The sequence below is a fragment of the Acuticoccus sediminis genome (assembly GCF_003258595.1).
Classification (GTDB): Bacteria; Pseudomonadota; Alphaproteobacteria; order Rhizobiales; family Amorphaceae; genus Acuticoccus; species Acuticoccus sediminis.
Genome location: NZ_QHHQ01000001.1, coordinates 563,090 through 576,262 on the forward strand (window position 1 = coordinate 563,090; position 13,173 = coordinate 576,262).

Here is a 13,173-nt window from a genome sequence, read left to right on the forward strand (position 1 = left end):
CGGGGACGCCAGCTCCCCTGCCCTTTCGGCCCGGTCGGGCCTCGACGCCGCCCCTTCGCGGGGCGGCGTTTTGCCTTGTCCGGCTCCTCCCGGCCGGTCCGATGACGCTCTGCGGGTTGCCGTGGCGGCCCCCGGGCGATAAAGGGCGGCATCATTTCCGAATACCGATCCCATGCCCTTCACTCCCCGCGTCTTCTCGGGCGTCCAGCCCACCGGCAACCTGCACCTCGGCAACTACCTCGGCGCCGTGCGCCGGTTCGTGGCCATGCAGGACGAATATCCGTGCATCTACTGCGTGGTCGACCTCCACGCGATCACGGTCTGGCAGGATCCGGTGGAGCTGACGCAGGCGACACACAACGTCACCGCCGCCTACCTCGCCGCCGGCATCGACCCCAAGCGCTCGATCGTCTTCAACCAGAGCCGCGTCACGGCGCATGCCGAGCTCGCCTGGATCTTCAACTGCGTCGCGCGCATGGGCTGGCTCAACCGCATGACGCAGTTCAAGGAGAAGGCCGGCAAGGACCGCGAGAACGCCTCGGCGGGCCTGTTCGTCTACCCGAACCTCATGGCGGCGGACATTCTCGCCTACCAGGCGACGCACGTGCCCGTGGGCGAGGACCAGAAGCAGCACCTCGAGCTGACGCGCGACATCGCGCAGAAGTTCAACCACGACTACTCGGAGCGCCTCGCCTCGCTGGGCTACGGCGAGGATGGCATGTTCCCGATGACGGAGCCGATCATCCAGGGTCCGGCCACCCGCGTGATGAGCCTGCGCGACGGGTCGAAGAAGATGTCGAAGTCGGAAGCCTCCGACGCCTCGCGCATCAACCTGACCGACGACGCCGACATGATCGCGCAGAAGATCCGCAAGGCGAAGACCGACCCCGAGCCGCTTCCGTCCGAGTTGAAGGGGCTGGAAGGCCGCGCCGAGGCGGACAACCTCGTCGGCATCTACGCCGCGCTTGCCAACACCACCAAGGACGCCGTGCTGGCGCAGTATGGCGGCCAGGGCTTCTCGGCCTTCAAGCCGGCCCTTGCCGAGCTCGCGGTCGAGGTGCTGGCGCCGATGAACGACGAGATGCGCCGCCTCGTCGCCGATCCCGGCCACCTCGACGCCGTCCTCGCCGACGGTGCCGCGCGGGCCAACGAGATCGCCGCGCCGATCCTGCACGACGTCAAGCGCGTGGTCGGCTTCGTCACGTGAGCGTCCCGGCATGACCGGCATGCCGCTTGGCCTGTTCGACCGCGGTCCCATCGACGATGAGGTCGCGGTCCTTCGGGCCCGCTACCCGCGCGAGATCTGGCCGACTCACCACAATCTCGGCGAGACCGCGCAGTTCTGGCTGCAGCGTCACGACATGTTCCGGGAGCTGGGGGAAATGCTGCGCGCCGGCTCCGTGGAGTTCGCGGAAGGGCGCGTCGAGGCGGGTCCGTTCATGGGCTGGCTGGCGCCGCGGCTCAACGTCTTCCTCCAGCAGCTCCACTCGCACCACCACGTCGAGGACGAGCATTACTTCCCGATCTTCCGCGCGGCCGATGCGCGGCTCGGAGCCGGGTTCGACCTGCTCGACGCCGACCACCACGTCATCGACGCCCTCCTCCACGAGCTGGCCGACGCCGGCAACGCGCTCCAGCTCGGCCTGAAGGGGCGCGGCGACGTCCCCGGCGCCTCGGCACACCTCGCGGACCGGCTGGCCCGCGCGTCCACCGGACTGATGCGCCATCTCGACGACGAGGAGGACATCGTCGTCCCGCTGATCCTCGATCGGAGCGAACCCGGCCTCGGCCTCTAGGACTTCGCGACGCGCGCCCCGCAGGCGATGCCTCAGGTCTTCGGGCCGCGCAGGCGGACGTAGAGGGCGCCGTCGCCGCCATGGGCCGCGTGCGCCGGGCCGAACGTGACGACGTGACGGGCGAGGTCGCGGCTCGCCAGCCAGTGGGGCACGTTGCGGCGCAGCACCCCCCGGCCCTCGCCCTCCCCCATTCCCTTGCCGGTGATCACCAGCACCACCCGCCGGCGCATCCCGGCCGACGAGGTGATGAACCTGATGAGCGCGCCGTGCGCCTCCTCCTGGGTCATGCCGTGAAGGTCGATGCGCGCGTCGATGCTGAGGACGCCGCGCGCCAGCTTCCGACGCATCTTGCGGTCGATGTCGGCTGCGGGGCGGACCTGCGGACCGACCTTCTTCGGCTTGGGCTGCGGCTGCGGCGCTTCCGCCGCAACGCGAGGCGGCTTGCCGGGCTTCTCGGCTTCCGGCGTGGGCGTGGCCGCCTCGATGGCGGGGACCGACGTCTCCGGGCGCAGCGGCACGACCGTGCGGGCGATCTTCTCCCACAACGCCTTTTCGGTCGAACTGAGCTGGCGTTTGCGCGTCACGGCGCGATGCCCCTGGGCAAGAACATGGTCCACGTCGCGGCGGCCTTCACCCGTCCCGCGATGTCTCCCGCCGCGTCCCCGGTGCCGATGAAGAGATCGCCGCGTGCCGGGCCGACGATGGCCGACCCCGCATCCTCGGCGATAGTGGCGGCCGCGAACGATCCGATGTCCGGCAGGTCCGTCTCGACATATATGGGCGTTCCGAGCCCGATGCGCGTGCGGTCCACGGCAAGGCTGCGTCGCGGCACCAGGGGGACTCCGCCCGCCGCGACCGGGCCCAGCGCCGGATCGCCCAGCGGGCGCTCGCGGAAGAAGACGAACGAGCGGTTGGCGTTCAGCGTCTCGTCGACGATCCCGGGGTTCGCGGCGAGGACGGCGCGGATAGACTGCATGGTGGCTCCGCCCTCGGGGAGCCAGCCGCGGTCGATCAGGACTCGGCCGATGGCCGTGTAGGGGTGGCCCGTCTTGCCGTGGTAGCCGATCCGCATCTCGCCGCCGTCGGTCAGGCTGAGCCGCGCCGATCCCTGGACCTGGGCGAAGAAGGCGTCGACCGGATCCGCCACGTAGGCAAGCTCCAGGCCGCGCCCGGCGAGCGCGCCGCCACGGATGGCCGCGCGGTCGGGATAGGGCTCGAGGCGTCCGTCGCCGGCCCGACGCGCCCAGGTGCCGTCGCCGGGGAGACCGGCACGGGCGGGGACCCGCACCAGGTCTTGCGGGCGGCGGTATATCGGGGTCTGGAACGGGCCGGTGCGGTGGCGCGACGCGGCGATGACGGGCTCGTAGTAGGCCGTCAGCAGGCCCGTCTCGGGAAGGCGCCAGACGGTGAAGGCGTCCGCCACGGTCTCGGTGTGAGATCGGCCCCGGCGGGCGAGCGCGGGGCCGATGGTCCTGAGCCAGGGGGCCTGGGCGGGTCGCTCGAGGACGCGCGGGTCGAGGTGACGCGCTACGCCCGATAAAAGCGCTTCGGCTTCCGCCTCGGACCAGCCGGGAAGTCCGGCGATGGGAACTGTGACCGCCGGGCCGCCCATTCCTGGAACGCCGTCTCAGGCCGATTCGGTAGCGACCAGCGTCCAGTTCGGATTGTCGACGTCCACCCGGCGCTCGAAGGTCCAGACGTCGACCACGTCGGCGACCTTGTTGGGGTCTCCGTCGACGAGGTTGCCGTCCCGGTCGTAGGTGGCGGAAATCATCTGGCTGTCGATCCGCGTCGTCACGCGGGCGACCTTGGCCTTCAGCGACGCGTCGGTGATCGACATCTTGTCGATCCCGATGAGGGTCGTGGACATCGACTGGCCGTGCGCCTCGCGGTCGGAGATGGCGGCGGAGAAGCCCTCCATCACCTCTTCCGAGAGAAGCGGACGCAGCGTGTCGCGATCGCCACCGGCGAAGGCGGTGACGATCATCTCGTACGCCATCTGCGCGCCGTTCAGGAACTGCTTCGGCTCGAACGACGGATCGGCGACGACGATCTCCTTCAACGCGTTGTAAAGCGGGGTGTCCTTGGTCGCGACGGGCTTGAGACGCTCCTCGACCACGCTCGGCTCGGGGCCGCCGGCCTGGGCGTTGGCGCCCTGGCGCGGCAGCGAGACGACATTGTCGTTCCCGCGCGACTCGTTGCCGCTGCGTGCGGTGTACGGATCATAAGGAGGACGCTCATTCCCGGTGCGACGGCCCAACACGCTCCGCAGGCGCAGGAAGATCGCGATGGCGAGCGCCAGGATCATCAAATTGTAGATGTCGAAGAATTCACTCATCCACTGCTAACCTGTCAGCCCGGTTTGGGAACTCCGCCGCGGCCCATGCCGCTCCGGTCGCTCCATTTAACACATAAGACGCCTTCCAGCGTCTTACAGGTCTTGATCGCGGAACGGCATGCGGCGGACCGTATCGGACTGAGACAAGCCGGTCTACGTCTGCCGGTCGAAATCACAATCGCGCGTTCCCATATTTAACCGACGAAAAGGGAAATGCTTGTGATCCGAACCGTCCTATTCGCAATTTTGCTCATCATCCCGATCGCGGAGATCGCCGTCTTTTTGACGGTCGGTAGCATCATCGGCGTCCTGCCGACGCTGCTGATCATCGTTCTGACAGCAATCCTCGGTGCCGCACTATTGAAGCGGCAGGGTCTTTCGGCCTTCGCAAAACTGCAGGAGGACGTGCGCGCCGGCCGCGTTCCGACGGCCGCCATCGGTGAAACCATCACCGTCGCCATTGCAGGCATGCTGCTTCTGACCCCGGGGTTCATCACCGACACCATCGGCTTCCTGCTCTTCGTGCCCTCGGTCCGAAGCTGGCTCTGGAAGCAGATCTCCGGCTCGGTGCAGATCCATAGCGCCGGCGGCACGACCGGCGGGATGGGACCGGGCGGCGGGCCGCGCCGCACCGGCGGACCGCCGCCGGTCATCGACCTCGAGTCGAGCGAGGTGCGCCCCGACCCGACGACACCCTGGCGCGAAGAGCAGCGCTGACCGGCAAGCGCCGCGTTCCGGCCCGTGCCGGGGCGCGCCGCGCCGTTGCCACCCCGCGTCATATTCGCGCTCCCGTCATGGCATTGGGCCTAGGATTGTCCTGGCCAAAATGTTAGCCCGCGCCAGAACTCAAACACGTTCACGAACGGACTCACCATGACTGACGCCACCACCGGCGCGCCAGAAGGACAGGTTCAACCCTCGGTTCGCGTTCTCGCGCAGTACGTCAAAGACCTGTCGTTCGAGAATCCCCGGGCGCCTGCCTCGCTCCAGACCCGCGATGCCAACCCGAAGATCAACATCGCCGTCAACGTCGCCGCCAAGCCGCTCGCCGAGAACGACTTTGAAGTGACGCTGACCCTCGACGCCAAGGCGGGCGAAGAGAACGATATCGCCTTCCAGACCGAGCTGCAGTACGCGGGCGTCATCCGCGTCGCCGGCATGAAGCCGGAGCACGTCCAGCCGTTCCTGCTGATCGAGGGTCCGCGTCTGCTCTTCCCGTTCGCGCGGCAGATCGTGGCCGAGGCGGTCCGCAACGGCGGCTTCCCGCCGCTGATGATCGACCCGATCGACTTCGTGGCGCTCTACCGCCGCAACCTTGAGCGGGCGCAGCAGCAGCACAACGCGACGCCGGTCACCAACTGACCCCTACTCCGCCGCAATCGGCGCGGCACCGTCGGTCTGGGCCGTCAGCTTGGCCCAGATCGAATCCGAGAAGGTCGCCATGAACTCGGCATGGGCGACGCGCTCCGCCTCGGTGAGGCGCGGCGCGAGCGGCACCGGCCGCGGCTTGTGGCGGACCGGGCCGGACGACTGGTCCGCGCCGCTACCCGACCCGGCGAGGACGAAGGTCGCCTGCCGGCCGCCGGTGAGCTCCAGGTAGACCTCGGCGAGAAGCTCGGCGTCGAGGAGCGCGCCGTGCTTGGTCCGGCGCGAGGAATCGATGCCGTAGCGCGAGCAGAGCGCGTCCAGCGAGTTGGCGCCGCCGTGCTTGCGGCGGGCGATCGACAGCGTGTCGACCACCTGATGCGGTGCGATCTCGACCTTGCCGCAGCGCCGCAGCTCGTGGTTGAGGAAGTTGACGTCGAACGAGGCGTTGTGGGCGACCAGCTTGTCGCTGCCGAGGAAGGCGCAGAAGTCGTCGACGATGTGCGCGAACACCGGTTTGTCGGCCAGGAAAGCGCTTGAGATCCCGTGGACGCGGAACGCCTCCTCCGGCATGTCGCGTTCGGGGTTGATGTAGACGTGGAAGACGTTGCCGGTCGGGATCGCGTTCAGCACCTCGACCGCGCCGATCTCGACGACGCGGTCGCCGGTGGCAGGGTCGAGCCCCGTGGTTTCCGTGTCGAGAACGATCTCGCGCAACGCTGGCCTCCTGGAGTATGTCGCGGAGAATGCCACAGCCGGCCGCGGATTTCACCGCCGGCGGGGCGATTTCCAGAGGCGGCTCAGCCGAGCGCCATCAGCGCCTTGCGTGCCGCGGCGACCTGCCGGGCCGCATCCTCGACGCAGCTCCCCGTGTCGATGACGAAGTGGGCGCCGGCGCGCTTCTCGGCATCCGGGGTCTGCTTGGCGAGGATCGCCTTGAAGGCGGCCTCGGTCATGCCGGGCCGGGCGAGGACGCGCGTGCGCTGCACGTCGGCCGGCGCGCTGACCACGACGACGGCGTCGACGCTCCTGTTCCGGCCGGTCTCGAAGAGTAGCGGTACGTCGAGGACCGCGAGGCGCGCGCGGCCCTCGCGCGCCGCCGCGAGGAACGCGTCCTGCTCCGCCCGCACGAGCGGGTGGACGATGGCCTCCAGGCGCGCCATCGCGTGCGGGTCGCCGAGCACCATCTCGCGCAGCACCGCGCGGTCGATGGCGCCGTCGAAGATGGTGCCGGGAAACGCCGCGCCCACCGGCTCCACCGCAGCGCCGCCGGCCGCGTAGAGGCGGTGGACGGCGGCATCGGAATCGTAGACCGGGTCGCCGGCGGCCCGGAACAGGGCAGCCGTGGTGGACTTGCCCATGCCGATCGAGCCGGTGAGGCCGACCGTCCTCATCGCTCCGGACTCATAATGTGGCGATCACCTTGGACCGGAGCGCCTCGTCGACCTCCGGCGTTTGTCCGAACCATTTCTCAAATCCCACGGTCGCCTGATGGAGCAGCATGCCGAGGCCGTCGACCGTCGCAAGCCCCCTCGCCTCCGCCTGCTTCAGCAGCGGCGTATTGAGAGGGTTGTAGACGATGTCGGAGACGACCGCGTGCGCCGGGAGCGGCGAAAGGTCGATCTCGAGCGGCGACGAGCCTTCCATGCCGAGCGAGGTCGTGTTCACCAGGAGGTCGACGTGCGGCAGTTCCCGGGGGATCGCGGACCACAGGACCGCCTCGCCGCCGACGCGCGCGGCCAGCGTCTCCGCCCGCTGCGCCCGCCGGTTGGCGATCCTGATGGAGACGCCCGCGGTCGCCAGCGCGTCGGTCACGGCGATGGCAGCGCCGCCGGCACCGATGACGAGCGCGGTCTTCGCACTGCGCCAGGACGGGGCCTGCTCGTCGAGGCTGGCGATGAACCCTGCCCCGTCGCTCGACGTCGCCCGAAGCTTGCCGTCCTCGCGCCAGATCGTGTTGATCGAGCCGAGGCGCTGGCCGACCGGGTCGAGATCGACGAACTGCGCCGCCGAGATCTTGTGCGGCACGGTCACGTTGAGGCCGACGAAACCCATCGTGTCGAAGTCCGCGAAGAACTGCTTGAGGCCGTGATCCTGGACCGGCAGCAGCTCGTAGCGCGCGTTGATCCCGTAGCGCTGGAACCAGTGGGCGAAGATCACGGGCGAGCGGGAATGGGCCACGGGCCAGCCGAGAAGCCCCACACGGCGGGTCATCAGAAGTCCTCTGCAAGTCCGCCGGAGCCGTACCGGCGGTCGGATAGGAGCGCGACGATCGCCGCCGCGGTCTCCTCGATGGAGCGGCGCGTCACGTCGATCAGCGGCCAGCCGTTCTCGGCGCACAGCTTGCGTGCGTAGGTCACCTCCTTGGCGACCGCCTGGCGGTTCACATAGGAGGAGCCCTTGCGCTCCGCGTTCATCGAGATCAGGCGGTTCTCGCGCAGCGCGACGATGCGCTCCGGGCTCGCGGTCAGGCCGACGATCAGCGCGCGGCGCGCCTCGAACAGGTTGGACGGCAGCGGCAGGTCGGTGACGATCGGCAGGTTCGTCGCCCGCACGCCGCGATGGGCGAGATAGATGGACGTCGGCGTCTTCGAGGTGCGCGAAACGCCGATGAGGACGACGTCGGCCTCGTCGATATCGTCCGGCAGGGCGCCGTCGTCGTGGCGCATGGCGAAGTTCAGCGCCTCGATGCGGCGGAAGTAGCCGGCGTCGAGCTCGTGCTGCGCGCCGATGCGCGAGGCCTTCTGCACATTGAGATAGGACTGGAACACCGCGACGAGCGGGTCGAGCACGTCGATGCAGGGCAGGCCGAGCTCGTTGCAGGTCGCCTGAAGGCGCGTGAGAATGTCCGGGTCCACCAGCGTGAACATGACGATGCCGGGGGCATCCTCGATCTCGGCGAGCACGCGGTCGAGCTGACGGTCCGAACGCACGAGCGGATAGACGTGCTCGATCGCCTCGACATCCTCGTAACGGGCGACGGCGGCGCGAGAGGCCGTCATCAGGGTCTCACCGGTCGAGTCCGACACGAGATGCACGTGGACAAATGTGCGTTTTCGGTTCACGGACGCCATCTCAATCTGAGGATCACTGTGGAGAACGTCGTGACGGGTGAGAGGCCCGGGCGCAAGCCTGTGGATTCACCTGTCGGTCATCCACCGATCGATCCCCCGACGGCGGGGCGTGGATAGGGACGGAATATTTAACAGCGGGTTAATCGACGGATCACATCTTTGCCACGGTGATCCACACCCGGCCGGGTGCGCCCGCAGTGCCAAAAGGCGAGCGAAACTGCCGTGTCCAGCGGTACTTGCGGAGCGATGCTCCAACGTGTGAACAGTGGCCGCTCGGCAACTGAGGGACGGGACCAGAAACGCGCAAGGCGGTGAAAAGTTCCGTCGTCCCCGCGATCAGACGCCCAACAGAATCATCAGGTCTTCTAGAATAAAGATTGAAAGATTGATGGACGGTAAATTCGACGGCATACCGATGCTCGTTCAGGTTCTGCGGGGCGAGCGGGTCGGGCCGGCTCCGGTGTGGTTCATGCGTCAGGCGGGGCGCTACCTCCCGGAGTACCGCGAGCTGCGGAAGAAGGCCTCGTCCTTCCTCGAGTTCTGCTACACCCCCGACCTCGCCGTCGAAGCGACCCTGCAGCCGATGCGGCGCTACGCGTTCGACGCCTCCATCGTGTTCTCCGACATCCTCGTCGTTCCCCACGCGCTGGGCCAGGACACTTGGTTCGTCGAGGGCGAGGGTCCGCGACTGGAGCCGCTGAGCGACCCGAGCGGGCTGTCGATGAAGGGGTTCGACGCCCACCTCACGCCGGTCTACGAGACGATCTCGCGGCTGCGGGAGGCGCTGCCCCCCGAGAAGGCGCTGCTGGGCTTCTGCGGGGCGCCCTGGACGCTGGCGACCTACATGGTGGCGGGGAAGGGCGGCGGAGAGCAGTTCCCCGCCCGCAAGGCCGCCGCCCGCGACCCCGAGGCCTTCCAGGCGATCATCGACCTCCTCGTGGAGGCGTGCTCGCGCCACCTCGTCGCGCAGGCCCGGGCCGGGGCGGACGCGCTGCAGATCTTCGATTCCTGGGCGAGCGCCCTCGACGAGGACGGGTTTTCCCGATGGTCCATCCAGGCCATCGGGGAAATCGTGAACAAGGTCCGCGCCGAGACGAATGTGCCCATCATCGGCTTCCCGCGGGGGGCCGGGGCGGGCTACTCCCGGTTCGTGGCGGAGACGGGTGTCGACGCCGTGTCGCTGGATTGGTCGGTGCCGATGGACTTCGCCAGGGAGCTGCAGCAGCGGGTGTGCGTGCAGGGCAACCTCGACCCGGCGCGGCTGGTGGCGGGCGGGCCGCAGCTCGACGCGGCCGTCGACCGGATCTGCGACGGGCTGGGGGAAGGACCGTTCGTGTTCAACCTCGGCCACGGCATCTCGCTCGAGACCCCGCCCGAGCACGTGACCCGCGTGATCCGGCGTGTGAAGGAAAGGACCGCGCGATGACCGAGTACTACACCTGGATCAAGGCGGCGCACCTCGTCTCGGTGATCTCGTGGATGGCGGCGCTCCTCTACCTGCCGCGGCTGATGGTGTACCATGTGGCCGCCGAGAAGGGCTCGGTGCAGTCCGAGACGTTCAAGGTGATGGAGCGGCGGCTGCTGCGCGGCATCGCCAATCCGGCGATGGTCGCGACGTGGGTGTTCGGCCTGATGCTCGCCTACGTGCTGGACGCCTGGTCGATGGGCTGGTTCCACGCCAAGCTGGCGCTCGTGGTGGCGCTGACGGTCATCCATCACATGATGGTGAGGTGGATGAAGGCGTTCCGCCGCGACGAGAATACCAAATCGGCGAAATACTTCCGCATAGCGAACGAGATACCCGCGGTACTGATGATCGGGATCGTCATCCTCGTGACGGTCAAACCGTTCTGACGCGATTCTGGGCGAATTTTGCCCAACATGCCCTTGCGAATGTGGCGCGGCGACTGTAAGTTAGGCGTATCCAGCGGTCGTTGGTTATGAACGGGGCGATTTCTCCCTCCGCCCCCGAAACGACCGCCCGGACCCTTCCTTCCTTTTTGCCCCTTGTTAGCGGCTGATGTCCGTCATCCAGGACAACCAAATGCAAATGAAACTTCACGAGCTCAAGGCCAAGAGCCCCGGCGACCTTATTGCGTTCGCCGAGGAACACGAGGTCGAGAATGCGTCCACGCTCCGTAAACAGGAGTTGATGTTCGGCATTCTAAAGCAGCTCGCGAACAAAGACGTTGAGATCATCGGCGAAGGCGTCGTCGAAGTCCTCCAAGACGGCTTCGGATTCTTGCGCTCTCCCGATGCCAACTATCTCCCGGGCCCGGACGACATCTACGTCTCGCCCTCCCAGATCCGGCGCTTCTCGCTGCGGACCGGCGACACGGTCGAAGGTCAGATCCGCAGTCCCAAAGAAGGCGAACGCTATTTCGCCCTCCTTAAGGTTAACACAATTAACTTTGAGGATCCCGAGGCGGCCCGCCACAAAATCCACTTCGACAACCTGACGCCGCTCTACCCGGACGACCGCTTCATCATGGAAGTGGAGAACGGTGCGTCGAAGGACTTCTCCGGCCGCGTCATCGACCTGGTCGTGCCGCTCGGCAAGGGCCAGCGCGGGCTGATCGTCGCCCCGCCGCGCACCGGTAAGACGGTGCTGCTCCAGAACATCGCCAAGTCCATCACCGCGAACCACCCGGACTGCTACCTCATCGTCCTGCTCATCGACGAGCGGCCGGAGGAAGTGACCGACATGCAGCGCTCGGTGCGCGGCGAGGTGGTGTCCTCGACCTTCGACGAACCGGCGCAGCGACACGTCGCGGTGGCCGAGATGGTCATCGAGAAGGCCAAGCGGCTCGTCGAGCATGGCCGCGACGTCGTCATCCTGCTCGACTCCATCACGCGCCTCGGCCGTGCGTACAACACCACCGTCCCCTCGTCGGGCAAGGTGCTGACCGGCGGTGTCGACGCCAACGCCCTGCAGCGCCCGAAGCGCTTCTTCGGTGCGGCCCGCAACATCGAGGAAGGCGGCTCGCTGACGATCATCGCGACCGCCCTGATCGACACCGGCAGCCGCATGGACGAAGTGATCTTCGAGGAGTTCAAGGGCACGGGTAACTCCGAAATCATCCTCGACCGCAAGGTCTCCGACCGCCGCGTGTGGCCGGCCATCGACATCCAGCGCTCCGGCACCCGCAAGGAGGAGCTGCTGGTCAAGAAGGAAGACCTCAAGAAGGTCTACGTCCTGCGCCGCATCCTCAACCCGATGGGCTCCGTGGACGCGATCGAGTTCCTCATCGACAAGCTGCGCCAGACGAAGAACAACGCCGAGTTCTTCGACTCCATGAACACCTGACGCACTGTATCGTGACGCGATCCTTTGGCCGGGCCGCTCACTCCGCCGGAGTGGGCTGGCCGGTCAGATGGCCGCGCCACACCACGGCGATGGCGCAGAGCGCCGTGACACCGACGATCGACGCGAATACGAACGGCCCGGAATCGGCCTCCGTCCCGAACAGCCCGCCCGCGAGCGAGGCTACCGCGGAGGCCAGCGTGAACAACGCGATCGAAACCCCCATCACCCAACCCTGGTCCTCCGCGCTCGCCGACTGCGAGTAGAGCCCGAAGAAAATCGGCAGCAGCACCGCGTGCAGGGCGCCCATCAGCGCGATCACGATGAACGCGACTGCCACGTTGTCGACCGTCGCGAATACGCCAACGATCGCCACTTCCAGGACAATGCCACGCACGATCAGCCCCGACGGGCTGGCGAGGCGATTGAAGAATGGCAGCAGGAAGAGGCTCGTCAGGGCGAGCGTCGCTCCCATCACAAGCATTCCCACGCTCTGGCCCTCGGTTGAATAGCCGAACCGCTCCTCCAGAGACGTGTCGAAGAAGATGTAGAACGTCACGAAGCTCAGCATGTAGAGCGTGTAGACGATCGAGATGCGCATCGTCATGGGATGGCGCGTAATGGCCCAGAGAAGCGACAGGATGGCCTGCGGCCGGATGTCGAGGGGCACACGGGTGTTTGACGTCTCGTGGAAGACCAGGGCCACGAAAACCAGCGTGGCGAGGACGACCGCTGCCCCGGCGACGAATGGCGGCACCATGGACAGCTGCACGGTTGCCGCGAATGGACCCCCGGAGAACAGGCCACCCAGTATGGGTCCGCTGACAAGCCCCAGACTCGCGCCAAGGACAGCCAGTCCGAGATTGCGTTGCTTCTCGTCATCGTCCTGCGCGAGATCGATGAGGGCGGCCTGTGCGATGGGTTGGTTGCCGGCGGTGAACCCGGTGATCACACGGCTCACGACGAGCAGCCAGAAGCTCGACAGGATGATCGCGAGGATCGTCAGCGCATATCCCGCCAGCGCGCCGGTGAGGCAGAGGAGGATACCGCGACGGCGGCCGACGCTGTCGGAGATGCGGGCGATATAGATCGACCCGAAAAACCAGGCAATGAAGAAGACGGCGATGACGAGCCCGTAGAGCAGTTGCCGGGTCGAGGCGCTGGTACCGCTCGCCACCATGGATGATGTCTCGCTCAGCATCAGCGCGCTGAAGATCGGGAAGGCAAGTCCCTGACCCATGACGTCGATCAGGATGACGAGCACAAGGGCGATCTTGGTGGCGAGCATCACGGCCT

The 13,173-nt window shown here is 67.3% G+C and carries 15 protein-coding genes; 7 read left to right on the forward strand and 8 right to left on the reverse strand.

Going from position 1 to position 13,173, the window contains the following annotated elements:
• Window positions 1-172: 172 nt before the first annotated feature.
• Together trpS and DLJ53_RS02415 are read left to right on the forward strand one after the other, a co-directional pair.
• Window positions 173-1,207, forward strand: a complete 1,035-nt coding sequence (gene trpS / locus DLJ53_RS02410) for a tryptophan--tRNA ligase (protein ID WP_111342024.1) — start codon at window positions 173-175, stop codon at window positions 1,205-1,207.
• Window positions 1,208-1,217: 10 nt separating this feature from the next.
• Complete coding sequence (locus tag DLJ53_RS02415; RefSeq protein ID WP_202912963.1) at window positions 1,218-1,796, forward strand: hemerythrin domain-containing protein; 579 nt, start codon at window positions 1,218-1,220, stop codon at window positions 1,794-1,796.
• A 32-nt stretch (window positions 1,797-1,828) separates the two neighbouring features.
• On the opposite strand, the gene DLJ53_RS02420 is transcribed toward DLJ53_RS02415, so the two are convergent.
• From DLJ53_RS02420 to DLJ53_RS02430, 3 genes are read right to left on the reverse strand one after another with little or no spacing between them, the layout of a single operon-like run.
• Window positions 1,829-2,380: a Smr/MutS family protein gene (locus DLJ53_RS02420; RefSeq protein ID WP_111342026.1), complete on the reverse strand. Its 552-nt coding sequence runs from the start codon at window positions 2,378-2,380 to the stop codon at window positions 1,829-1,831.
• Window positions 2,377-3,408, reverse strand: coding sequence for a murein transglycosylase A (gene mltA, locus DLJ53_RS02425; RefSeq protein ID WP_111342028.1), 1,032 nt, complete (start codon window positions 3,406-3,408; stop codon window positions 2,377-2,379). The genes DLJ53_RS02420 and mltA overlap by 4 nt, the downstream gene beginning before the upstream one ends.
• 15 nt (window positions 3,409-3,423) lie before the next feature.
• On the reverse strand, window positions 3,424-4,134 hold the full coding sequence (locus DLJ53_RS02430; RefSeq protein WP_111342030.1) for a Tim44/TimA family putative adaptor protein: 711 nt from the start codon (window positions 4,132-4,134) through the stop codon (window positions 3,424-3,426).
• 213 nt (window positions 4,135-4,347) lie between these two features.
• Here DLJ53_RS02430 and DLJ53_RS02435 point away from each other — a divergent pair, with 213 nt between their 5' ends.
• Both DLJ53_RS02435 and secB read left to right on the forward strand, forming a co-directional pair.
• On the forward strand, window positions 4,348-4,851 hold the full coding sequence (locus DLJ53_RS02435; protein WP_111342032.1) for an FxsA family protein: 504 nt from the start codon (window positions 4,348-4,350) through the stop codon (window positions 4,849-4,851).
• A 156-nt stretch (window positions 4,852-5,007) separates the two neighbouring features.
• Window positions 5,008-5,496, forward strand: a complete 489-nt coding sequence (gene secB / locus DLJ53_RS02440; RefSeq protein ID WP_111342034.1) for a protein-export chaperone SecB — start codon at window positions 5,008-5,010, stop codon at window positions 5,494-5,496.
• Between the two features lie 3 nt (window positions 5,497-5,499).
• On the opposite strand, the gene dnaQ is transcribed toward secB, so the two are convergent.
• The 4 genes from dnaQ to DLJ53_RS02460 all read right to left on the reverse strand — a co-directional run bounded on the left by dnaQ (window position 5,500) and on the right by DLJ53_RS02460 (window position 8,573).
• Complete coding sequence (dnaQ, locus tag DLJ53_RS02445; protein ID WP_111342036.1) at window positions 5,500-6,216, reverse strand: DNA polymerase III subunit epsilon; 717 nt, start codon at window positions 6,214-6,216, stop codon at window positions 5,500-5,502.
• An 83-nt stretch (window positions 6,217-6,299) separates the two neighbouring features.
• On the reverse strand, window positions 6,300-6,893 hold the full coding sequence (coaE, locus tag DLJ53_RS02450) for a dephospho-CoA kinase (protein WP_111342038.1): 594 nt from the start codon (window positions 6,891-6,893) through the stop codon (window positions 6,300-6,302).
• A 10-nt stretch (window positions 6,894-6,903) separates the two neighbouring features.
• Complete coding sequence (locus tag DLJ53_RS02455; RefSeq protein ID WP_111342040.1) at window positions 6,904-7,713, reverse strand: shikimate dehydrogenase; 810 nt, start codon at window positions 7,711-7,713, stop codon at window positions 6,904-6,906.
• On the reverse strand, window positions 7,713-8,573 hold the full coding sequence (locus DLJ53_RS02460) for a pyruvate, water dikinase regulatory protein (protein ID WP_111342042.1): 861 nt from the start codon (window positions 8,571-8,573) through the stop codon (window positions 7,713-7,715). The genes DLJ53_RS02455 and DLJ53_RS02460 overlap by 1 nt, the downstream gene beginning before the upstream one ends.
• Window positions 8,574-8,961: 388 nt before the next feature.
• Here DLJ53_RS02460 and hemE point away from each other — a divergent pair, with 388 nt between their 5' ends.
• From hemE to rho, 3 genes are all read left to right on the forward strand, one after another.
• The gene (hemE, locus tag DLJ53_RS02465) at window positions 8,962-9,999 is read left to right on the forward strand and encodes a uroporphyrinogen decarboxylase (protein WP_244934987.1); all 1,038 of its coding nucleotides are present in this window, start codon (window positions 8,962-8,964) and stop codon (window positions 9,997-9,999) included.
• Complete coding sequence (gene hemJ / locus DLJ53_RS02470; protein ID WP_111342044.1) at window positions 9,996-10,427, forward strand: protoporphyrinogen oxidase HemJ; 432 nt, start codon at window positions 9,996-9,998, stop codon at window positions 10,425-10,427. The genes hemE and hemJ overlap by 4 nt, the downstream gene beginning before the upstream one ends.
• Window positions 10,428-10,623: 196 nt before the next feature.
• The gene (gene rho, locus DLJ53_RS02475; RefSeq protein WP_111342046.1) at window positions 10,624-11,880 is read left to right on the forward strand and encodes a transcription termination factor Rho; all 1,257 of its coding nucleotides are present in this window, start codon (window positions 10,624-10,626) and stop codon (window positions 11,878-11,880) included.
• Window positions 11,881-11,917: 37 nt separating this feature from the next.
• Here the strand turns inward: rho and DLJ53_RS02480 are convergent, their stop codons facing one another.
• Window positions 11,918-13,165, reverse strand: a complete 1,248-nt coding sequence (locus DLJ53_RS02480; RefSeq protein WP_162408789.1) for an MFS transporter — start codon at window positions 13,163-13,165, stop codon at window positions 11,918-11,920.
• Between the last annotated feature and the right edge of the window lie 8 nt (window positions 13,166-13,173).